This window comes from Stenotrophomonas sp. PS02300 (assembly GCF_029959395.1).
In the GTDB taxonomy this organism is placed as follows: domain Bacteria; phylum Pseudomonadota; class Gammaproteobacteria; order Xanthomonadales; family Xanthomonadaceae; genus Stenotrophomonas; species Stenotrophomonas maltophilia_AD.
On sequence record NZ_JASCOP010000070.1, the window covers coordinates 1 to 20,570 of the forward strand.

At 66.8% G+C, this 20,570-nt stretch carries 13 protein-coding genes and 1 pseudogene; 8 read left to right on the forward strand and 6 right to left on the reverse strand.

All coding sequences use genetic code 11. The features are described 5' to 3' along the window. Positions 1–1,003: polyprenyl synthetase family protein (locus QMX79_RS13185; RefSeq protein ID WP_282247151.1), on the reverse strand; the 1,003-nt coding region annotated here is incomplete at its 3' end. 193 nt (positions 1,004–1,196) lie between these two features. Between QMX79_RS13185 and QMX79_RS13190 the strand changes: the two genes are divergently transcribed. Beyond that, a complete protein-coding gene (locus QMX79_RS13190) occupies positions 1,197–2,810 on the forward strand; it encodes an alpha-glucosidase family protein (RefSeq protein ID WP_282247152.1) in 1,614 nt (537 codons plus the stop codon). Positions 2,811–3,248: 438 nt separating this feature from the next. On the opposite strand, the gene QMX79_RS13195 is transcribed toward QMX79_RS13190, so the two are convergent. Further along, positions 3,249–6,005 carry a TonB-dependent receptor gene (locus QMX79_RS13195; protein ID WP_282247153.1) on the reverse strand — a complete coding sequence of 919 codons (2,757 nt, stop codon included), beginning with the start codon at positions 6,003–6,005 and terminating at the stop codon, positions 3,249–3,251. 232 nt (positions 6,006–6,237) lie between these two features. Further along, positions 6,238–8,304 (reverse strand): glycoside hydrolase family 97 protein, encoded by a 2,067-nt coding sequence (locus QMX79_RS13200; RefSeq protein ID WP_282247154.1) that lies wholly within the window; start codon positions 8,302–8,304, stop codon positions 6,238–6,240. Between the two features lie 256 nt (positions 8,305–8,560). Here QMX79_RS13200 and QMX79_RS13205 point away from each other — a divergent pair, with 256 nt between their 5' ends. From QMX79_RS13205 to QMX79_RS13235, 7 genes are all read left to right on the forward strand, one after another. Continuing rightward, entirely contained in the window at positions 8,561–10,762 is a 2,202-nt protein-coding gene (locus QMX79_RS13205) for a Six-hairpin glycosidase-like protein (protein ID WP_282247155.1), read from the forward strand. Further along, positions 10,759–12,246 (forward strand): MFS transporter, encoded by a 1,488-nt coding sequence (locus QMX79_RS13210; RefSeq protein ID WP_282247156.1) that lies wholly within the window; start codon positions 10,759–10,761, stop codon positions 12,244–12,246. Before QMX79_RS13205 ends, QMX79_RS13210 begins: the two co-directional genes overlap by 4 nt. Next, complete coding sequence (locus tag QMX79_RS13215; protein ID WP_282247157.1) at positions 12,246–13,967, forward strand: alpha-amylase family glycosyl hydrolase; 1,722 nt, start codon at positions 12,246–12,248, stop codon at positions 13,965–13,967. Before QMX79_RS13210 ends, QMX79_RS13215 begins: the two co-directional genes overlap by 1 nt. A gap of 73 nt (positions 13,968–14,040) precedes the next feature. Beyond that, entirely contained in the window at positions 14,041–14,421 is a 381-nt protein-coding gene (locus tag QMX79_RS13220; protein ID WP_282247158.1) for an SseB family protein, read from the forward strand. A gap of 131 nt (positions 14,422–14,552) precedes the next feature. After that, a complete protein-coding gene (locus QMX79_RS13225; RefSeq protein WP_282247159.1) occupies positions 14,553–16,052 on the forward strand; it encodes an ATPase domain-containing protein in 1,500 nt (499 codons plus the stop codon). Next, positions 16,042–17,772, forward strand: a complete 1,731-nt coding sequence (locus QMX79_RS13230) for an ATP-binding protein (protein WP_282247160.1) — start codon at positions 16,042–16,044, stop codon at positions 17,770–17,772. The genes QMX79_RS13225 and QMX79_RS13230 overlap by 11 nt, the downstream gene beginning before the upstream one ends. 122 nt (positions 17,773–17,894) lie before the next feature. Continuing rightward, positions 17,895–18,917, forward strand: coding sequence for a DUF5694 domain-containing protein (locus tag QMX79_RS13235; protein WP_282247161.1), 1,023 nt, complete (start codon positions 17,895–17,897; stop codon positions 18,915–18,917). A 5-nt stretch (positions 18,918–18,922) separates the two neighbouring features. Here QMX79_RS13235 and QMX79_RS13240 read toward each other — a convergent pair whose 3' ends face one another. From QMX79_RS13240 to QMX79_RS13250, 3 genes and pseudogenes are all read right to left on the reverse strand, one after another. Then, positions 18,923–19,957: a LacI family DNA-binding transcriptional regulator gene (locus tag QMX79_RS13240; RefSeq protein WP_282247163.1), complete on the reverse strand. Its 1,035-nt coding sequence runs from the start codon at positions 19,955–19,957 to the stop codon at positions 18,923–18,925. 57 nt (positions 19,958–20,014) lie between these two features. Further along, entirely contained in the window at positions 20,015–20,455 is a 441-nt protein-coding gene (locus QMX79_RS13245) for a hypothetical protein (RefSeq protein WP_282247162.1), read from the reverse strand. After that, a pseudogene (locus QMX79_RS13250) lies at positions 20,452–20,570 on the reverse strand (IS30 family transposase); the annotation flags it as partial. The gene QMX79_RS13245 and the pseudogene QMX79_RS13250, both read right to left, overlap by 4 nt.

A 20,570-nucleotide genomic window follows, 5' to 3' on the forward strand; every position in this document is an offset into this window, starting at 1 on the left:
TAAAACGCCACCGCCGCTGCACCGCGTCGCGGGCGCGGCCGCCCAGCGCGGCCACGGCATCGTGGGCGGCCAGGCCGGCGCGCGCGCGCGCGGCGGCGTCGGCGTATTCCTCGGCGCGGCGGCGGCTGTATTCCAGCCCGCCGGTGGCGTGGATGGCGGCCAGCACTTCCGGCATCGCATCCGCGTCGCCGTCCTGCACGATCCCGCGCAGACGCTCACGCGTGGTGGCGTCGGAATGGGCCATGGCGTGGATCAGCGGCAGGGTCGCCTTGCCTTCGGCCAGGTCGTCGCCCAGGTTCTTGCCCAGCTCGTCGGCGTTGGCCGAGTAGTCCAGCACGTCGTCGGCGATCTGGAACGCGTAGCCCAGGTGCATGCCGTAGTCGTACAGGGCCTGCTGGGTGGCCGCGTCCACGCCGCTGGCCAGCGCGCCCAGGCGGGTACCGGCGGCGAACAGTACTGCGGTCTTGCGCTCGATCACGCGCAGGTAGGCCGCTTCGTCGGTGTCCGGGTTGTGTACGTGCAGCAGCTGCAGCACTTCGCCTTCGGCGATGCGGTTGGTGGTGTCGGCCAGGATCTGCATGACCGGCATGCGGTCCAGTTCGACCATCAGCTGGAAGCTGCGCGAGTACAGGAAATCGCCGACCAGCACGCTGGGGGCGTTGCCCCACAGCGCATTGGCGGTGCTGCGGCCGCGCCGCAGGCTGGATTCGTCCACCACGTCGTCGTGCAGCAGGGTCGAGGTGTGGATGAACTCGATGATCGCCGCCAGCTGGTGGTGCTCCGGGCCGGCCTGGCCGACCGCGTGGCCGGCCAGCATGACCAGCATCGGCCGCAGGCGCTTGCCGCCGGCGGAGATGATGTGGTCGGCGATCTGGTTGATCAGCACGACATCCGAGGACAGTCGGCGGCGAATCAGCGCATCCACGGCGGCCATGTCGGGCGCGGCGAGCGACTGGATCTGGGGCAGGCCCAGCGCGGGGCGGGTGTCTTCGGTGATGGTCATGCGGTCTGACTTTCAGGCTTGGGCGGAATTATAGGCGGTGCGGACGTATTCCGCCCGCGAAGGCGTTCCGGGGGGCGGGCAGGGCGTGAATACGTATGCAAGCGGCGCCACCGCCGAGGGTGCCCCGCTAAGCTTGTCGGGTACGTTCTGGCGCCCTGGGAGGGCGCCCTGGAAGCCCGGAGGGGGGCCCTCGATGACGCAGACTCCATGGTGGCGCGGTGCCGTCATCTATCAGATTTACCCGCGTAGTTTCCTCGATGCCAATGGTGATGGCGTGGGCGACCTGCCCGGCATCATCGAGCGCCTGGACTACGTGGCCTCGCTGGGCGTGGACGCGATCTGGATTTCGCCGTTCTTTACCTCGCCCATGGCCGACTTCGGCTACGACATCGCCGACCACCGCGATGTGGACCCGCTGTTCGGCACCCTGGCCGATTTCGACCGGTTGCTGGCCAAGGCACATGCGCTGGGCCTGAAGGTGATGATCGACCAGGTGTTCAGCCACACCTCGATCGAGCACGCCTGGTTCCGCGAGAGCCGCCAGGACCGCACCAATCCCAAGGCGGACTGGTACGTGTGGGCCGACCCGCGCGAGGACGGCACCCCGCCCAACAACTGGATGTCCATCTTCGGGGGCGTGGCCTGGCAGTGGGAGCCGCGCCGCGAGCAGTACTTCCTGCACAACTTCCTGGCCGACCAGCCGGACCTGGATTTCCACAATCCGGCCGTGCAGCAGGCCACCCTGGACTACGTGCGTTTCTGGCTGGACCGCGGCGTGGATGGCTTCCGCCTGGATTCGATCAACTTCTGCTTCCACGACAAGCAGCTGCGCGACAACCCGGCCAAGCCGCTGGAAAAACGCCTGGGCCGGGGCTTCAGCACCGACAACCCGTACGCCTACCAGTACCACTACTACAACAACACCCAGCCGGAGAACCTGCCGTTCATCGAGCGCCTGCGCGGGCTGTTGGACGAGTACCCGGGCGCGGTCAGCCTGGGCGAGATCTCCGCCGAGGATTCGCTGGCGACCACGGCCGAATACACCGCGCCGGGCCGCCTGCACATGGGCTACAGCTTCGAACTGCTGGTCAAGGATTACAGCGCCGCCTACATCCGCGACACCGTGTCGCGGCTGGAAGCGACCATGACCGAAGGCTGGCCGTGCTGGGCGATCTCCAACCACGACGTGGAGCGCGCGGTGACCCGTTGGGGCGGGCACCCGGCGCAGCCGCGGCTGGCGCGCCTGCTGGTGGCGGTGCTTTGCTCGCTGCGCGGTTCTATCTGCCTGTACCAGGGCGAAGAGCTGGGCCTGGGCGAAGCGGACGTGCCATTCGAGGCGCTGCAGGACCCGTATGGCATCACCTTCTGGCCGAACTTCAAGGGCCGCGACGGCTGCCGCACGCCGATGCCGTGGCTGGATGCGCCGCTGGCCGGGTTCACCCGTGGTGAGCCGTGGCTGCCGATTCCGCAGGAGCACCAGGCCAGCGCGGTCGCCGTGCAGGAGCACGACCCGCATTCGGTGTTGAACGCGTTCCGCCAGTTCCTGGCCTGGCGCCGCACGATGCCGACCCTGCTGCTGGGCGACATCCGGTTCCTGGACACGGCCGAGCCGGTGCTGATGTTCGAGCGCGTGCACGCGGGCGAGACGCTGCTGCTGGCGTTCAACCTGTCGGCCGAGGCGGCGCAGGTGGCGTTGCCGGAAGGGCAGTGGCACGCGCTGCATGTGCCCGGCCCGGATGCAGGGCAGGCCGACGGTGGCCAGCTGCACCTGCCGGCGCAGGCGATGTATTGCGCGCGCCGCGCCTGATACGAGATTTCCGGTGGTTTTGATGGGCGGAGCCGAAAGGTTCCGCCCTTTTTTTGGTTCATCGCGAGCGTTGAGAGCCCCGCCGCAGCCGGCAGGCCCCTGTGCAAATGTCCCCCGGCGGTCGCCCTGCGGCGACGGCCTCCTCCTTTACTTTGCCAGGAGCCTGCCGGCCGCGACGGGGCGGGGCTTGCGGTTAGTGATGGAAAAGCAGAAGGCGGGGTGCAACGCCGGTGGATCGAGTGCCGGGTCGCCTTACCCTTGGAGGCGAAGTAAAGGAGGAGGTGTCGGCCTCTGGCCGACGCCGGGGGACATTCGCCGGAAAGGGTAAGGCGGCCCGGCGCTCGATTCACCGGCAGCCGCGTTTGATTCACAACGAACCCACAACAAAAAACCCGCTGCTCGCGCAGTGGGTTCTTCGTTCGTGCTTCTACGCAGGGATCAGAACTTGTAGTTCACGCCCAGCATGTAGGTACGGCCCCACTCGATGTACTCCAGCGGGCGATCCTTGGTGCCGGCGTAGGTGCGGTACGGTTCGTTGGTCAGGTTGCTTCCCTGCAGCAGCAGGGTCAGGCCGTGCAGCGCGCTGTCGTCGGCGAAGGTGTAGCTCACCTGCGCGTCGGTCACGTTCTCGCCCACCACGTAACGCAGCGTGCGGTTGCCGTTGAAGTTGCCGATTTCGCCAATGAAGTCCGAACGACGACGCTGGCTCACGCGCGCTTCAAACCCATTGCGCTCGTAGTAGGCGGTGAAGTTGTACACGCGCTTGGACAGGCCCGGCAGGCTGATCGGATCGGTACCCACGCTGGAGGCGCTTTCCGGGTCCATGATCTTGATGTCGCTGTCGTTGAACGTCGCGCTGGCCTGCACGCCGAAGCCCAGCAGCGGGTCGGCCAGCATTTCCAGCGGGAACGAGGCGGTCAGCTCCAGGCCACGCAGGGCACCACCTTCGCCGTTCTGCGGCGCGGTGAAGGTGCCGATCGTCTGCGGCGGGAGTGCGCCCGGTCGGGTGATCCAGCTGGCAACCAGATCAGTGAAGTCATGATCGTCCACCGTTGTCGTGTAGACATATGTCTTCAGGTCTTTGTAGAAGAGCGCAGCGGCGACGTAGGCCTTCTCGCCGAAGTACTTTTCGTAGGAAAGGTCGACCGCATTCGCTCGCCAGGGATCAAGCAGTGGGTTGCCGCCGCTTGCCCCCGGGATGCCAAGATCGCTGACGCCGAACTCCAGGCCCGCACGCATCTGATCCACGCGCGGGCGCGCCACCTGCTTGGCCACGGCGAAACGCAGGGTCTGCTGGTGCGGGAACATGAAGGCCAGATTCAAGCTGGGCAGCCAGTCGGTGTACTTCTTTCCCTCATCGATGGGAAGCACTTCCTGGCCGGCCGGGCGCGAACGGTCGAAGTAGTTCGATTGCGAGCTCTGGTCGGTGCTGATCATCTGCACGCCGATGTTGCCGCGAACGCCCACGTTGCCAATATCGGTATTGATGTTGGCGCGCACCCAGGCGGTGGTGGTCTTTTCCTGCACTACCCATGACTTGGGGATCAGGTAGTCCAGATTGGTGACCGGATTGAACGTCATGTAACGGTTGACTGCAGCCGGCACGTTCCAGGCCGGGATGTAGCCGATGCCAGCGAAGCCCAGGTTGACCGGGGCGTACTGCAGGTCACTGCCCACGTTGGCATCGCCTTGTGCGCCAAGCAGGATGTTGCCTTCGGCCTGGCTCTTTTCCTTGCGGCGGTCGGCGTAGTTCACGCCCACGTCCACATCCTGGAACCACGACAGCGACTCGGGCATGTTGAAGGTGCCCTGCAGGCGCGCGGCCTTCAGGCGGTCTTCAACCTGCGGCACCTTGCCATAGCCAGAGCCGTAGATGGTGTTGGTCAGGTACAAGGCTTCAGGATTGGAGTAGTCCAGCCCTGGCCGGATCTGCGAAAACCCGTCCGGCCTGATGGTCAGCCCGATCGTGTCCAGCTGCGGCATCGGGGTGAGCTGAAGGTTGTTCTCCAGATTCAGCTCATCGCGGGTGGCTTTGGAGTAGTTCACATCGGCGGTGAGCTTGAAGCTGTCGAAGGTCAGCTCATTGTTCCAGCCGAACGCGTCGATCTTGTCTTCGCGCTTGTTGTACATGCCGCGTACCAGCGGATACACGCCGCTGGCAGTGCCGCCGGTGAACGTGCCGTTGCCATTGACCTGCGGATTGCTGATGAAGAGGCCTGGGGTGTAGTTGCCGTTGTAGTTGCTGAGGTTGACCTCGAACTGGTTGGCGGTGTCGATCTGCTCGGCTTTGGTGTGGAACATGTCCAGCGTGCTGGTCCACACGTTCGACGGGCGGAACTGCACGGTGGCCATGTAGCCGTCACGCTTGGCGTTGCCGGTACGGCGCAGGGCTTTGATGCCGTCGGAGAACAAGGTGCCCGGGGCCACGCCGGGGCGGTCGCCGTTGTCAGTGTGCTCGGTGGTCCACGGCTCGTACAGGCCGACCTGGTTTTCCTGGATCGGGTTGTCGCTGTGCGCGAAGCCCAGCGCGATGCCCCAGGTGTCTTCGGCGAACTGGTCGATGTAGCTGGCGCTGAAGCGGTTGCCGAACGCGTCCACGTTGGCGGCCTTGCCCAGCGAGTTCTTCGAATAGCGGCCGCTGAGCGCGATCACGCGCTCGCCGAACGCCAGCGGGCGCACGGTCTGCATGTCGATGGTGCCCGACAGGCCCTGGCCGACCAGCGCCGCATCCGGGGTCTTGTACACGGTCACGCCGTTGACCAGCTCGGACGGGTACTGGTCGAACTCCACGCTGCGGTTGTCGCCGGTGCTGACCACTTCACGCCCGTTGAGCAGGGTGGTAGCGAAGTCGGGCGACAGGCCGCGCACGCTGATCACCTGGGCACGGCCGGCAACGCGCTGTGCGGCCAGGCCGGGCAGGCGGGCCAGCGATTCGGCAATGCTCACATCCGGCAGCTTGCCGATGTCTTCGGCCGAGATCACTTCGACCACCGAGGTGGCGTCCTGCTTGATCGCAATGGCGTTTTCAATGCCGCGGCGGATGCCGGTCACCTGGATGGTGTCCAGGTCGGTGGCGGCGGTACCGGCCGGCGGGGTGGTGCCCGGATCGGTGGTGGTGGACTGCGCCAACGCCAATGACGGCGTCAGGGCGACGGCCAGCGCGAGACTCAGCGCGCTGCGCTTGCGATTCAACATTTTCCCCTCCCAGGCAATGTTGCCAAACTGAATTGTGGTTGCCCGGAACACCCGGGCGCGTCATGGCACGGTGGCCGTTGACTGCGTGGCTATGGTAGGCAGCGCCTTCGCGCGGCGAATCACCCTGCATACGTATTCAATGCAGATGCGGACCGTGGAATCGATTACATCAGCAGCACGACCAACGGTCGTGCCCTACCGCGGTAGGTAACGACCGTTGGTCGTTACGCATTTACATCGGGGTAAACCGAATGGCCTGCCCGCCGCCCGGTGCCAGCACGATGTTCAAGGTGTCGGCACTGCTGACCTCGCGGGTTTCGCGCTTGAACGCGAACGGGTTGCGCTGGTAATCGGCACCGTCGCCGTCGCGGTAGATCTCGGCGCGGTAACGCACGCCGGGCTCCAGGAACGACAGCGGTACCGGCAGCGAACGGCCGTGCTCATCGGTGATGCTGCCCAGGAACCAGTCGCGGCTGTGGCGGTCCTTGCGCGCGATGGTCACGTAGTCGCCCACCTCGCCATCGAGCACGCGGGTGTCGTCCCAGTCCACGGCCACGTCCTCGATGAAGCGGAACGCCTCGCGGTGCTGTTCATAATGCTCGGGCAGGTCGGCGGCCATCTGGATCGGGCTGTAGATCACCACGTACAGCGCCAGCTGGCGGGCCAGCGTGCTGGGAATGGCCTGGCCGTGGCGGCCCTTCAGGCTGAGGATGCCGGGGGTGTAATCCATCGGCCCGGACAGCAGCCGGGTGAACACCAGGTTGACCTCGTGTTCGGGCGGGTTCGGCGGCTGGCCCCAGGCGTTGTACTCCATGCCGCGTGCGCCTTCGCGCGAGATCCAGTTCGGGTAGGTGCGGCGCAGCCCGGTGTCCTTGATCGGCTCGTGCGGATTCACCGCGATGTGCCGTTTCGCTGCTTCCTGCACCACCTTCAGGTGATGGCGGGCCATGAACTGGCCGTCGTGCCACTCGCGCCACAACGGGCCGCCGGCCGGATTGCGCCGGTCCACCTGGCCGTCGTCGCAGACATAACCGCTCTTGAACGAATCCACGCCCAGCCGCGCATACAGGTCCAAGGCCGCGCCCAGCTGGTCTTCGTAGTGCTCGATCGCACAGCCGGTTTCGTGGTGGCCGATCAGGTGCACGCCTTTCTTCGCGCCATAGGCCGACAGCGCCTCGATGTCGAAGTCCGGGGTGGCGCGGGTGAAATCGAAGTCGTAGCCGTTGCCGACCCAGTTGCCATCCCAGCCCGGGTTCCAACCTTCCACCAGCACGCCGCGGAAGCCGTGCCTGGCGGCGAAGTCGATCACCTTCTTCGTCTTTGCGGTGGTCGCCGCATGCTTCGGGCCGGTGGCCCAGCTTTCTTCATCCAGGTGCATCGACCACCACACGCCCAGGTATTTGGACGGCTTCACCCAGCTCACATCGCCCAGTGCGTTGGGTTCGTTGAGGTTGAGGATCAGGTTGGATTCCACCAGCCCGCCGGCGGTGTCGCTGATCTGCAGCGTGCGCCAGGGCGTATCGAAGGGCAGGGTGCGGCGCACCTTCCAGCCTTCGGCCGACGGCGACAGCTGGGCGCGCAGGCGCTGGCCCTCGGTGCGCCGCAGCCACATGCCGGCGTAATCGACCAGTGCCGCCTCGTGGATCGCCACATGCAGGCCGTCGTGGCTGCGCAGGGTCAGCGGGGTATGTGCCAGCGGCACCTGGTCCAGCGGCGTGCGCTGGTACAGGTATTCGTAATGGATCGGCTCGCCGGCCGGGATCCACCAGGCGGTGGACTGCGGGGCGATCGCGAATTCGGTCAGCTCGTCATCGATGATCGCCTCGCGCAGGCCTGGCTGCTGCGGGAAGTGGTAGCGGAAGCCCAGGCCGTCGTCGTAGACGCGGAACACCACGTCCAGCCGACGCTTGGCACCGCTGCGCTCGCCCAGGTGCACGGTGACTTCGTTGTAGTGGTTGCGCACGCTGCGGCGCTCGCCCCAGGGCTGTTCCCAGGTGTCATCGACGCTGCGCGTGTCCTGCCCGAGCACCGCGAGGTCGCGGTCCAGGCGGCCGTCGCGCAGCTGGAAGCCCAGTTTTGATTCGGCCACCACGGTCTGGCCCAGGCGCTCGACCCGGTAACTCGGGTTTCCGCCATCCAGCTGCAGCGAGACCTTCAGGATGTCGCCGGGTGAGCTGGCGCTGGCCACCGTGACCGGTTCAGCGTGAGCGGCGGTGGAGCAGACCAGCAACGACAGTGCCAGCCAGGCCAGCGGGCGGGGCGCGGCAACAGCGCGCAACAACGGCAAATCCAGTGGCATTTCCCCTCCCAGGGCAGTGCATGTCTGCCCCGGACTATAGCCACGCGTGCCACGGCCTCACCGCGCCACGCCATGAATACGTATGCAAGCGGGCACCGATGTCATCTGTGCAGTGCGGCAGGCAACGGTCGTCGCCTACCATGCAGGCAGGCACCCTGGGAGGGGGCCGCGACGACAGCGCCCCGGCGCTGGCGAACCATACCGCGTGCAAGAAGGGAGGAAGGCCGACGGGCGCAAGCCGGTCCGCCGCTTTTCGATGCTGAAAACGATCTGCCTGACCGCTGCCCTCGGGGCGGCGCTGGTATCCACCGCTGCGGCGGAGGACCTGACATTCGATGGCCGCACGGCGCGCGCCATCGCCGCTGCCGACGGCAGCTTCCAGCTGCTGGCCGATGGCAAGCCGGTGGCGATTGCCGCCCAGCCGATGCGCAGCCGCACCGACAGCGTGATGTTCGATGCGCTGTTCGCGCTGGCCCAGCAGGACATGGCGGCCGACCGCGTGGACGCGATCCGCGACCCGGCCTTCAATTTCGGCAACCCGGTGGACTGCGAGTGCTTCCAGACCGGAGAGCGTTGGCCGTACGTGTGGACACGGGATGTGAGTTTCGCCGCCGACCTGGCGCTGGCCCGGCTGGAGCCGATCCGCACCCGCCAGTCGCTGCAATTCAAGCTGTCCAAGGCGCGCGACGGCGTCACCCCCGGGCTGTTCGTGGCCCAGGACACCGGTTCCGGCGGCAGTTGGCCGATCAGCAGCGACCGCGTGGTGTGGTTCCTGGCGGCGCGCGACCTGCACGACAGTTCCAGCTTCATGACCGAGACCTGGCAGGCCCTGCAGGCCACGCTGGCGCAGGACCGGGCGATGGTGTTCGATCCGCGCACCGGGCTGTACCGCGGCGAGACCTCGTTCCTGGACTGGCGCGAACAGACCTACCCGGACTGGACCCGCAACGACGTGCGCTTCATCGGCGACTCCTTCGCGCTGTCCACCAACGTGCTGCACTACCAGGCGCTGCGCCTGGCCGAGAAGTATGCGCGTGAGCTCGGCGACGACCGCGCCACCGAGTACGCGGCCTGGGCCGACGCGCTGGCCACGCAGATCGACGCCCGTTTCTGGCGCGAAGACGCCGGCATGTACATGAGCTACATCGGCGAAGCCGCGCACCCGGTGCCCTACGCCAAGTACGACCTGCTGGGCATCTCGCTGGGCGTGCTGGCCGATGTGTTCCCGGCCGAGCGCGCCCGACGTTCGCTGGCCAACTACCCGTACGTCGACGGTGGCAGTCCGGTGGTGTGGCCGCAGGAGGCGCAGCAGCCGATCTACCACAACCGCGCGGTGTGGCCGTTCGTCAGCGCCTATTCGCTGCGTGCGGCACGCAAGGTGGATGACGCCACCCGCATCCAGCGCGAGATCGAATCGCTGATGCGCGGCAGCGCGCTGGCCGGATCGAACATGGAGAACTACGAGATGCGCACGCTGGCCGTGCACGTCGACGAAGGCCCGTTGAGCGGCCCGGTGGTCAACTCGCCGCGCCAGCTGTGGTCGGTGGCCGGCTACCTCTCGATGGTGCTGGAAGGCGTGTTCGGGGTGGAAGCGGACGGCACGGTGGCGCCCAAGCTGCCGGTGGCGCTGGTCCCGCAGCTGTTCGGCAAGCGCGACAGCATCGAGCTCGACGACGGCACCACCCGCTACATCCTCAAGCGCCCGCGCACCCTCGACGGCGAACTGCTCGCAGCAAAGCAGATCGAGCGCAAGGGCAACACCGTAACCGTCCAGCTCGCTCCGCGTAGGGACACGCCACGCGTGTCCGCTTTCCGCGCAGACCCGGCAAACCCCAACGCCTTCGCCCCCGCCACCCCCGCCGCCCCGAAACCGCAGAAGCGGGGCACCACCTGGACGATCGCCATCCCCGCCAACCACCAGCTCTGGCAGGACGGCGCCGCGGTAGGCAGCTCGGCCACCCACACCGTCACCAACGACGGCCACCAGCACTGCCTCAGCTTCACCCGTCGCGAAGGCGCCCTCGAATCGCTGCACAGCCCGATGACCTGCATCGGCCCGCAGCAACGCCTGGCCGGCGCAACCCAGTGGACCTGGGACGCTGCCACGCCCACCCGCGTGCGCATCCGCCTGCACTACGACAACCCCAACGGCCCGATCAACACCGGCGTCACCGCTGCCGTGAAGCAGCTGGCGGTGCACTGCGCGGGGCAACCGGTCCAGCGCGCCACGATCGTGATGCCGCACAGCGTTGGCCCGCAGGATTCCACCGCCGCCGAATTCGACCTGCCCAAGGGCAGCTGCCGCTTCACCCTGGAGCCGGGTTTCAACATGAGCGCACTGGAACACTTCGCCCAGTACAACGGCGGCAAGGGCGGGCGCGACGGCGTGCTCAACGCGGCCACCGTCAGCGCGCTGCTGGTCGCACCCGTAGCCGGCGACGCGGAGGCCACCCGATGAGCCGCACCGCCAAGCCGACTCTGTCGTTCTGGCAGATCTGGAACATGTGCTTCGGCTTCCTCGGCATCCAGTTCGGGTTTGCCCTGCAGAACGCCAACGCCAGCCGCATCTTCGAAACGCTGGGCGCGCCGATGGATGCCGTGCCCGGGCTGTGGATCGCCGCACCGCTGACCGGCCTGTTGGTGCAGCCGATCATCGGCTACCTGTCCGACCGCACCTGGACCCGCTGGGGCCGGCGCCGGCCGTACTTCATGATCGGCGCGGTGTTCACCACGCTGGCGCTGCTGGTGATGCCGAACTCGCCCACGCTGTGGATCGCCGCCGGCACGCTGTGGGTGCTGGATGCCTCCATCAACGTCTCGATGGAGCCGTTCCGCGCGTTTGTCGGCGACAAGCTGGCCCCGCGCCAGCGCCCGACCGGTTACGCGATGCAGAGCTTCTTCATCGGCGTGGGCGCCATCGTGGCCAGCTTCCTGCCGTTCATCCTGGCCCACTTCGGCGTGGCCAACACTGCTCCGGCCGGCGAAGTGCCGCCCACGGTGCGCTACGCGTTCTACTTCGGCGCCGTGGTGCTGCTGGCCTCGATCGCCTGGACGGTGTTCAGCACCCGCGAATACTCCCCGGGCGAGCTGGCCAGCTTCGACGACGCCGAGCCGCCGGCCGTGCACCAGGCCACGGCCGTGGCCGGGCCGCCGCCGATGCTGCAGATCGGCGGCTGGATCGCGCTTGGCCTGGCACTGGCTGCGGCCATCGCCTGGCGCAACGGCGACAAGATGCTCTACGTGCTGGCCGGGCTGTGCATCGCCTACGGCCTGCTGCTCGGCGTGGCGCGGGTGCTGCCCGGGCCGCACATGCTGGCCACCATCGTCGATGACCTGCGCAGCATGCCGCGCACCATGCGGCGCCTGGCGTGGGTGCAGTTCTTCTCGTGGTTCGCGCTGTTCGCGATGTGGATCTACACCACCGCCGCCGTGGCCGGTACCCACTTCGGCTCCACCGATGCCAAATCGGCCGCGTACAACGAAGGCGCCAACTGGGTGGGCGTGCTGTTCGGTGCGTACAACGGCTTCGCCGCACTCGCCGCGCTGTTGATCCCGCTGATGGTGCGGTTGATGGGCCTGCGCATGAGCCACCTGGTCAACCTGTGGCTGGGTGGCCTCGGGTTGATCTCGCTGATGCTGATCGACGACCCGAAGTGGCTGCTGCTGTCGATGGTCGGGGTCGGCTTTGCCTGGGCCTCGATCCTGTCGCTACCGTACGCGCTGCTGTCCGACAGCGTGCCGGCGGCCAAGATGGGCGTGTACATGGGCCTGTTCAATTTCTTCATCGTCATCCCGCAGCTGGTCGCGGCCAGCGCGCTGGGCTTCATGCTGCGCCTGTGGCTGGGCGGCAACCCGATGCACGTGCTGGCGCTGGGTGGCGTCAGCCTGTTGATCGCCGGGTTGTGTGTGCTGCGGGTACCGTCCCACCAGGAGGTTGTCTGATGCTGTCTCGTTCGCGTTTGTGGCTGGGCCTTTCGTTCGCACTGCTGGCCGGTAACGCTGGTGCCACCCCACGCCCCGATTACGTGGGCACGCTGGAGCCGTTCGCCAGCGATGCGGTGTACTTCGTGGTCACCGACCGTTTCGTCAACGGCGACCCGTCCAACGACCACCGCGACCAGGGCGGCAAGCACCGCACCTTCGACATTCCGGTGCCGTGCCCGGACAAGGTCGACGGCAACATCGGCTACCTCGGCGGCGACTTCAAGGGCGTGCTCGACAATGCCGACTACATCCGCAACCTCGGTTTCGGCGCGGTGTGGATCACCCCGATCATCGACAACCCGGATGAAGCCTTCACCGGCAGCAAGCCGATCAGCTGCACCAGCACCCTGACCGACCGCGGCAAGACCGGCTACCACGGCTACTGGGGCATCAACTTCTACAAGCTCGACGAGCACCTGCCCAGCGCGGACCTGGACTTCGCCGGGCTCACCCGCGGCCTGCACGATGCCAAACTGAAGGTCGTGCTGGACATCGTCGGCAACCACGGTTCGCCGGCCTGGACCATGCCGGTCAAGCAGCCGCAGTTCGGGCAGATCTTCGACAAGGACGGCAAGCTCATCGCCGACCACCAGAACCTGCCGCCGCAGCAGCTGGACCCGAAGCACAACCCGCTGCATGCGTTCTACAACAACATCGGCCCGGTCGATGCGGACAAGGGCTCGATCTTCGACGGCAACCTGGCCGAGCTGGGTGATTTCAACCAGGACAATCCGGCGGTGATGGAGTACCTGGTGGGCGCCTACCTGCAGTGGACCGCACAGGGCGTGGATGCGCTGCGCATCGATACCATCGGCTGGCTGCCGCACCCGTGGTGGCATGAGTTCGTCAATCGCATCCGTGCCGAGCACCCGGGCATGTTCATGTTCGGCGAGGCGTTCGACTATGACGCCGGCAAAATCGCCGAACACACCTGGCCGACCAACGCCAACGTGAGCGTGTTGGATTTCCCGCTGCGTGGCGCGATGTCCAGCGTGTTCGGCAAGGAGCAGAAGGGCTTCGAAGCGCTGGCCGAGCCGTTGCACCTGGTGGGTGGGCCGTACGCCAACCCGTACGAGCTGATGAGCTTCTACGACAACCACGACATGGCGCGGCTGGATGCCACCGACGACGGCTTCATCGACGCGCACAACTGGCTGTTCACCGCGCGCGGCATTCCGGTGCTGTACTACGGCTCGGAAACCGGCTTCATGCGCAGCCGCGCCGAACATGCCGGCAACCGTGCGTACTTCGGCCAGCCCCGCGTGGACGCCGCCCCGCGGAGCCCGATCTTCGGGCCCCTGCAGCGGATTGCCAAGCTGCGCGAGGCCACCCCGGCCCTGCAGCGCGGGCTGCAGGTCAATGAACGGCTGCAGGGCGACCAGGCGGTGTTCTACCGCGTCCTGCAGCACGGCCACACCGCGCAGACCGCGCTGGTGCTGCTCAACAAGGGCGACACCGCCAGCACGTTCGAGGTCAGCCGCTACCTGCAACCGGGCACCTGGCGCGATGCGCTGGGCGGCGCCAGCCAGACGGTCAAGCGCAGCCTGAAGGCCAGCGTCCCCGCGCATGGGGTGAAGGTGTACCTGCTGGATGCGGCGGTGAACCAGCAGGAACTGCAGGCCGAACTGGCGAAGGCGGTGGCGGACCAGCAGGCGAGGACAACGCGCCTCTCCCGGTAGGTACCCATCGTTGGTGGGTACGCCCTGGCCACCGACCAATGGTCGGTGGCTACCGACCGGGTAGAATCGCCCCATGACCGACCTTACCCCACTGACCCCGATCGAAGCCCTCCTGCAATCCGCCATGGACGGGAACACCCCGGTCGGCGTCTTCATGAAGGCCTTCGTCGCTTCGGACGTGGTGCTGCTCACCGGCAGCCTGGTCACCCCCGATGGCAGCGGCTTCGACCCGCTGCTGTTCGACAAGCAGGGCACCCTGCACGTGGCGGTGTTCACCCACATGGAGCGGGTCGGCTTCCACAGCCAGCAGGCACCGCACACGATCCGCATGCAAATGCTGGAGGTGCTCAAGCGCGTACCCGGCGGTTACGGTGTCGTGGTCAATCCCGGCACGTCGCTGGGTCTGGAACTGTCCCCGGCGGGCATCGGCGAGATCCTGAAGGATTTCGCCTGAGCGATGGCCTGCGCCGTGCCCGCTCCACGCGCTTTGCACATTGCTGAAGTGGACTTAATGTAGAGACGGCGGTCACACAATCTCTACACATTGCTGATTGCTAGACTCCGCCGTCAAAACAGGGGTCTTACATGCAGACAGAGTCTTCGCGCGTCACCACCGGTGTACAGGGCCTGGACACCATCCTCAGTGGCGGCTTGCCGCAGGGGCGCCTCTATCTGCTGGAAGGCCCGCCCGGTTCGGGCAAGACCACGCTGTCCCTGCAGTTCCTGCTGCAGGGCCTGAAACAGGGCGAGCGCTGTCTGTACGTGACCCTTTCGGAAACGGCGGAGGAGCTGCGCGAAGTGGCCAGCGCGCATGGCTGGTCCCTGGAGGGCCTGCACCTGTTCGAACTCGGCTCGGCCGAAGATGCGCTGGGCAATGGGCGGCTGCAGTCGGTGCTGCATTCGTGGGAAGTCGAGCTGGACGAGACGGTCAAGCTGGTCCTCGGTGAGGTCGATCGCATCCGGCCCAGCCGCGTGGTGTTCGATTCGCTGTCTGAGCTGCGCCTGCTCGCCCAGGATTCGCTGCGCTACCGCCGCCAGATCCTGGCCCTGAAGCAGTTCTTTGCGCCGAAGAGCGCCACCGTGTTCCTGGTGGATGACCTGACCTCCGGCGCGGACGACCGCGACGGCCAGCTGCACAGCCTCTGCCACGGCGTGATTTCGCTGGAACGCTTGACCCTGGACTTTGGCGCAGCGCGGCGCCGGATGCAGGTGCAGAAGCTGCGCGGCGTGGATTTCGTCGCCGGCTACCATGACATTGCCATCCGCACCGGCGGGCTGGAAGTGTTTCCGCGCCTGATCGCCTCGCACCACCATGATGACTTCGGCGGCGAGACCCTCGGCAGCGGCGTGGCGGAGATCGACAACCTGCTCGGCGGTGGCCCGTTGCGCGGCACCAGCACCTTGTTGACTGGTCCGGCCGGCAGCGGCAAGACCAACGTGGCGCTGCAGTATGTGTGGGCCGCCTGCGAGCGCGGCGAGAAGTGCTGCATCTTCGAATTCGACGAGCGGGTGGGCACGTTGCTGGCCCGCGCGAAGGCGCTGGACATCGACCTGGGATCGCACCTGGCCTCGGGGTTGTTGGAGATCGTACAGATCGACCCGGCCGAGATCTCGCCCGGCGAGTTCTCCTGGAACGTGCGCAAGGCCGTCGAGCAGCGCGGCTGCAGCGTGCTGGTGATCGACAGCCTCAACGGTTACGTGGCCGCCATGCCGCAGGAAAAGCAGCTGATGCTGCAGCTGCATGAAATGCTGTCCTACCTCAACCAGAAGGGCGTGGCCACGTTCCTGATCAACCCCCAGCACGGCCTGGTGGGTACGATGTCCACCGGCAACCTCAATGTGTCCTACATCGCCGATGCGGTGATCCTGTTCCGCTTCTTCGAAGCACAAGGGCGCATCCGCAAGGCAATCTCGGTGATCAAGAACCGCGGCGGTGCGCACGAAGACACCATCCGCGAGCTCAAGATCAACGGCAAGGGCCTGGCACTCAGCGCGCCACTGAACGAGTTCAAGGGCATCCTCACCGGCACGCCGGAGTTCGTGGGCGATTCGGCATCGCTGCTGGCCCACCCCTATGCAGGATGACCCCGGGCGCGGCGGCGTTGTCCATATCGTCGCCCCGTTCGGCCGCGATGCGGCGAGCATTGCGTCGGTGCTGGATGGCGCGGGGCTGGCCACGCGCCCCGCCGACACCCTGGACGATCTGGCCGCTGCGCTCGACGACCAGGCCGGGGTGGTGCTGATCACAGAAGAAGCAATCGCCCGCGGTACCGATTGCCTGCTGCAACGCCTCTCCGCGCAGCCTGCCTGGTCGGACCTGCCCGTCATCCTGCTGCGCTCCCCGCGCGCGCAGCGTCGTTCGCCGTTCGACAGCCTGCTGCCGCGCACGGTCAACGTGGTGGAACTGGATCGGCCGCTGGGCGGCATGTCGCTGCTCAGCGCCGTGCAGGGCGCGCTGCGTGCGCGCGAGAAGCAGTTCCTGGTGCGCGACCAGATGCGTGCGCTGGCGGACAGCCGAAGCGCGCTGGAACGCAGCGCCAAAGCAGCACTGGAAGCCAGCCGCCAGCATGCACTCGAGCTGGAAACGGTGGTCGCCGAGCGCACCCGCGAGCTGGAAGCACAGATGGCCGCGCGCGAGGCCAGCGAAGCAGCGCTGCGGCAGTCGCAGAAGATGGAGGCCATCGGCCAGCTGACCGGCGGCATCGCGCATGACTTCAACAACATGCTGACCGGCATCCTGTCGGCGCTGGATATCGTGCGGATGCGGCTTGAGCTGGGCCGCACGGAGGACCTGGAGCGCTTCCTGGACGCGGCCACCACGTCCAGCCAGCGCGCCGCCGCCTTGACCCAGCGCCTGCTGGCATTCTCGCGCCGGCAGTCGCTGGATGCACGGCCGGTCGAGCTCAATGCGCTGGTCGGCGCGATGCAGCACCTGCTGCGCAGCACGCTCGGCGAAAGCGTGCGTATCCGTACCGAAGAAGCACCGGCACCGCTGCATGCGGCGCTGGACACCAACCAGTTCGAAAGCGCGCTGTTGAACCTGGCCATCAATGCACGCGATGCGATGCCCAACGGCGGTGAGCTGGCGCTGCGCACCTTCCCGCTGCGGCTGGCCGATGGCGAGCGCGCCAGCGTGCCCGCAGGCGTTTACGCCGTAGTGGCGGTCTCCGACACCGGTACCGGCATGCCGCCGGAAGTGGTGGAGCGCGCCTTCGAGCCGTTCTTCACCACCAAGCCGATCGGCAAGGGCACCGGCCTGGGCATGTCGATGGTGTATGGCTTCATGCAGCAGTCCGGCGGCCACATCGCCATCGATTCAACGCCGGGGCAGGGCACCACGATCTCGTTGTTCATTCCGCAGGTGGAAGCCGACGCCGAGCCGGAGCCGGCCGCAGACGCGGCGCCGGTGGCACTGGGCGCGGGACAGTCGATCCTGGTGGTCGAAGACGATCCGCAGGTGCGGATGCTGGTGACCGTTGTGCTGGAGGACCTGGGCTACACGGTGGAGGTGGTGGGCGATGCCGACGGCGCGCTGCCGGTGCTGGCGTCAGCGCGGCGACTGGACCTGCTGGTCACCGACGTCGGCCTGCCGGGCATGAACGGTCGCCAGCTGGCCGAGATCGCCCGCCAGTCGCGGAGCGAGCTGCCGGTGCTGTTCATGACCGGCTATGCGGAAAAGGCGCAGGAGCGCTCGGCCTTCCTCGAGCCCGGCATGAGCATGATCGCCAAACCTTTCCTGCTCGAGGCCTTCAGCGACGCGGTGCGCAGCGCACTTGCCGATGCCGTCAGTGACGCCAGCGCCTGAGGCCCTGCCCAACGGCACCCTGACCACCGTCACGCGTCGGCGGGGGCAATCGTGACCCACACTGTCTGCATCGACGGATTGAGGGTGCTGGCATGCAACGCAGGTTATGGATCGCAACGCTGTTGGCTTCCGCCTTCCCATCGGTGGCCGCCGTGCCGGTCGATCTGGCCACGCTCGACCGGGAAATGACCGGCCCGCGCACCCAGGTACTGGTGCTGGGCAGTGTTCATCTGAGCGAAGTGGAAGGCGGTATCCAACCCGGTGCGCTCGATCCCCTGCTGGAGAAGCTGGCCGCCTACACGCCGGACATCATCACCGTGGAAGCCATCAGCGGTGAGCAGTGCGATCTTGCCGAGCGCCATGCCAGCGTCTACGGGCCGGATTACTGCGCCAGCACCGACGTGGCGCGCACGGCCACCGGCCTGCAGATCCCGGCCGCGATCGAGAAGGTCAACGCCGCCCTGGACACGTGGCCGAAGGCACCCACGCCCGCCCAGCGCCGCCAGTTGGCCGCATGGATGCTGGCCGCCAACGAGCGGGCCTCGGCCTACACCCAATGGCTGCAGCTGCCCCCGGCAGAGCGCCGCGCCGGTGATGGATTGGATGCCACGCTGGTTGCCCTGCTGAACACCATTGCCACCCGCCAGAACGAGAACTACCTGATCGCCGCGCAGCTCGCCGCGCGACTGGGCCTGCCGCGCGTGTACGCCATCGACGACCACACCGGCGACAACATCCAAGTCAAGGATCGCAAGGCGTTCGGCACCTCGCTGGAACAGGCGTGGAACGCTGGCAAGGCAGAGCTGGACAAGAACACCGCCATCGAAGACACGATGGCGAAAGCGCGCGACCTGCTGCCGCTGTACCGCTTCATCAATGCGCCCGAACGGCTCAACGTACTGACCGATGTCAACGTCGGCGCCACCCTGCGTGCGACATCAGCCGAGCATTACCCACAGATCTGGGTCAGTGGCTGGGAGATCCGCAACCTGCGCATGGTGGCCAACATCCAGCAGACGTTCCGCGAACGCCCGGGCGTGCGCGTGCTGTCGGTGGTCGGTGTCTCGCACAAGCCGTGGTTCGACCAGTGGCTGGGCCAGATGCAGGGAGTGGACATCGTGGACGCGGAGCAGGCGCTCCGGTAACGGGCTCAGCGCCGGGCCAGCGACGATTCCCGCAGTACCAGCTTCACCGGAATGGTCTGGCTTTCCACCGCCTCGCCCTGGATCAACGCCAGCAGGCGCTCCACCAGCAGCTGGCCGGCCTGCTTGGTGTCCTGCTGCACGGTGGACAGGGTGGGCGACACCGACGCCGCCAGCGGGATATCGTCGAACCCGGCCAGCGCCACGTCCTGCGGAATGCGCAGGCCGTGCTCGCGCAGCGCACGCATCGCGCCGATGGCGATCAGGTCGCTTGCGGCGAACACCGCATCGATGGCCTGCCCATCGGCCAGCAGCGCCTGGCAGGCGTCGTAGCCGGACAGCTCGGTGGTGATCGCATCGAACTGCAATGCCGGGTCGACCGGTACGCCGCGCTCGGCCATCGCCGCCACATAGCCGCGATAGCGTTCCTCGAACTCCGGGTAATGGCTGGACGCATGACCAACGAACGCGATGCGCCGGCAGCCCTGGTCGAGCAGGTGGGCGGTGATGTCGAAGCCGCCCTGGAAGTTGTCGCAGCCAATCGACACCCCGGGCTGGTCCGGCAGGGCCGCGCCCCAGCGCACGAAATGGGTGCCTTGCTCCACCAGCCGCTGCAGCCGTTCGCGTGACTCGTGGTAGTCGCCGTAGCCGAGCAGGATGATGCCGTCGGCCTTGTTGCTGTCTTCGTAATCGGCCTGCCAGTCGGTGGACAGCTGCTGGAACGACACCAGCAGGTCGTAGCCGCGCAGCGCGCAGGCGCGGGTGATCGAGCCCAGCATGGCGTGGAAGAACGGGTTGATCAGCGAATCGTCGTTGGTGGGGTCTTCGAAGAACAGCAGCGCCAGCGTGCCGGCATTGCGCAGGCGCAGGCTGGAGGCGTTCTTGTCCACCTTGTAGTTCAGCTCCCGGGCGATCTTCAGGATCCGCTCGCGGGTTTCCTGGTTCACCATCGGGCTGCCACGCAGCGCCCGCGACACCGTGGGCTGGGAAACCCCGGCCAGGTGGGCGATATCCAGGGAAGTGGCTTTGCCGCGGATGGTCATGGAGGGCAGGGCTGTGACGACGGAAGCCATGATGCCATGGGACGCGGGACCGTGGTTTTACCCCCGGTTTTCGGCCAGCATGTTGCAGAACAACGCACCCTGTTCAATCGCATCATCCAGCGCCACGTGGGTATGCGGCAGCCGGTCGAACCAGCGCTTGGGCATGCTCCGCTTGGTAACGCTGCGGTAGTCCGTCTTCAGCATCGCCATCGCAAAGGTCTTGATATCCAGCGCTGAATGCGAAAACGGGCTCTCCCCGGCAAACCGCATCAGGTACCAGTACACGAACAGGAAGTCATACCCGGCCGGATACCCCACGAACACGGGCTTGCCCGGCAGCGCCTTCAGCCAGGCGAGGTACCGGTACATCGCCGCCTCCGGCGCCTCGCAATCGCGCCGGCAGGCGGCCCACGCCACCGGCTGGGTCGCCCACCACGCCATGGTGTCGGGATGGCCCTGCGCATCGGGGAGCGTGTCCAGATTGGCCCTTGGATTCAACCGATCGACGCAACGGTTCGTCGGTATCGCTCGACGGGTGTTTCGTAGCCTAACGTCTTGCGGGGCCGCTCGTTCAGTTGGCGGGCAACTGCATCAAGCTGAGCTTGAGAGATAT

What these genes read in the sequence shown, in the direction of transcription:
- QMX79_RS13190 (WP_282247152.1), top strand. Translation starts at nt 1,197, where the DNA reads ATGACGCAGACTCCATGGTGGCGCGGTGCCGTCATCTATCAGATTTAC.
- QMX79_RS13195 (WP_282247153.1), bottom strand. Translation starts at nt 6,005, where the DNA reads ATGTTGAATCGCAAGCGCAGCGCGCTGAGTCTCGCGCTGGCCGTCGCC.
- QMX79_RS13200 (WP_282247154.1), bottom strand. Translation starts at nt 8,304, where the DNA reads ATGCCACTGGATTTGCCGTTGTTGCGCGCTGTTGCCGCGCCCCGCCCG.
- QMX79_RS13205 (WP_282247155.1), top strand. Translation starts at nt 8,561, where the DNA reads ATGCTGAAAACGATCTGCCTGACCGCTGCCCTCGGGGCGGCGCTGGTA.
- QMX79_RS13210 (WP_282247156.1), top strand. Translation starts at nt 10,759, where the DNA reads ATGAGCCGCACCGCCAAGCCGACTCTGTCGTTCTGGCAGATCTGGAAC.
- QMX79_RS13215 (WP_282247157.1), top strand. Translation starts at nt 12,246, where the DNA reads ATGCTGTCTCGTTCGCGTTTGTGGCTGGGCCTTTCGTTCGCACTGCTG.
- QMX79_RS13220 (WP_282247158.1), top strand. Translation starts at nt 14,041, where the DNA reads ATGACCGACCTTACCCCACTGACCCCGATCGAAGCCCTCCTGCAATCC.
- QMX79_RS13225 (WP_282247159.1), top strand. Translation starts at nt 14,553, where the DNA reads ATGCAGACAGAGTCTTCGCGCGTCACCACCGGTGTACAGGGCCTGGAC.
- QMX79_RS13230 (WP_282247160.1), top strand. Translation starts at nt 16,042, where the DNA reads ATGCAGGATGACCCCGGGCGCGGCGGCGTTGTCCATATCGTCGCCCCG.
- QMX79_RS13240 (WP_282247163.1), bottom strand. Translation starts at nt 19,957, where the DNA reads ATGACCATCCGCGGCAAAGCCACTTCCCTGGATATCGCCCACCTGGCC.